The 1,463-nt window shown below is 32.7% G+C and carries 2 protein-coding genes and 1 CRISPR repeat array; of the genes, one reads left to right on the forward strand and one right to left on the reverse strand.

From position 1 onward, the window contains the following. A partial coding sequence (locus ACDX78_RS23155; RefSeq protein WP_486030920.1) for an IS3 family transposase occupies positions 1 to 96 on the forward strand: 96 nt, incomplete at its 5' end. Positions 97 to 131: 35 nt separating this feature from the next. After that, positions 132 to 1,333: a CRISPR direct-repeat array (repeat unit 29 nt; unit sequence GTTTTATCTGAACTTAGAGGGATATAAAG). A 36-nt stretch (positions 1,334 to 1,369) separates the two neighbouring features. Here ACDX78_RS23155 and ACDX78_RS23160 read toward each other — a convergent pair. Continuing rightward, the coding region (locus tag ACDX78_RS23160; protein WP_486031210.1) for an IS3 family transposase at positions 1,370 to 1,463 on the reverse strand (94 nt) is incomplete at its 5' end.

Raw genomic sequence — 1,463 nt, forward strand, 5'->3', positions numbered from 1 at the left:
GAACTTTTTGATTATGTTCACTGGTTTAATCATATTCGAATTCATGGATCACTAGATTACTTAACACCTACCGAATACAAGTTAATGAACCTTTAATTATTTGTACAGTTTAGTGTTGACATACCATTCGAGTTTTATCTGAACTTAGAGGGATATAAAGCGTCAAAAGAACTGCTGCCTTCTACTTCGGCCAAAGTTTTATCTGAACTTAGAGGGATATAAAGCAGCTAATACCTGGAGGACGTACAAGCTTAATGTTGTTTTATCTGAACTTAGAGGGATATAAAGAATAATTTAGATGATGAAATGAAAGAGCAAATAAAAGTTTTATCTGAACTTAGAGGGATATAAAGGTCATTGAAACTGTTTTAGATGATTACTTTTTAGGGTTTTATCTGAACTTAGAGGGATATAAAGTCAAGAGTTGACATAGCAATAGATATACTAGATTTTGTTTTATCTGAACTTAGAGGGATATAAAGACCATGAAAATTATATAAGTGAGTGAAAAAAAGCGGGTTTTATCTGAACTTAGAGGGATATAAAGCAAATAAAAAAGACATGAATATTCATGCCTCTTTGTGTTTTATCTGAACTTAGAGGGATATAAAGAAAAATATAAAAACAAAACATTTGAAAACAACAGAAAGTTTTATCTGAACTTAGAGGGATATAAAGATACTCATATTTGCCGTATTCTACTTTATATCCCGCGTTTTATCTGAACTTAGAGGGATATAAAGACATCAAAACAGGGCAGGAGTATATCTCCCATATCTGTTTTATCTGAACTTAGAGGGATATAAAGCTTGTTGACGGGGTTAAGGATTTAGCTGAATGGTTTGGTTTTATCTGAACTTAGAGGGATATAAAGCAAAAATTCTGTTTCAGCATCAAGCACTGCTTGTACTTGTTTTATCTGAACTTAGAGGGATATAAAGCATTATCAACAAAGCATGGCGTTATGACATTGCTCGTTTTATCTGAACTTAGAGGGATATAAAGCGAAAAATGCGTATAAAACAGGGTAACGTCACCTATGTTTTATCTGAACTTAGAGGGATATAAAGTTAACAAAAGATAATGCACTGCCTCCATGCCGCATTTGTTTTATCTGAACTTAGAGGGATATAAAGGACGATTATTTCACGCTCATTCCAGATGGGTCACTAGTTTTATCTGAACTTAGAGGGATATAAAGCAGGTTGGTACAGACGCTGATGATAATGAGATTTATACTGTTTTATCTGAACTTAGAGGGATATAAAGGATGAAAAATTGCTGACCATATTATCCGAAGATACAGTTTATCTGAACTTAGAGGGATATAAAGACTATTTGGTATGTCAACACTAAACTGTACAAATAATTAAAGGTTCATTAACTTGTATTCGGTAGGTGTTAAGTAATCTAGTGATCCATGAATTCGAATATGATTAAACCAGTGAACATAATCAAAAAGT

Source organism: Virgibacillus oceani, assembly GCF_041521345.1.
Lineage (GTDB): Bacteria > Bacillota > Bacilli > Bacillales > Amphibacillaceae > Virgibacillus_N > Virgibacillus_N oceani_A.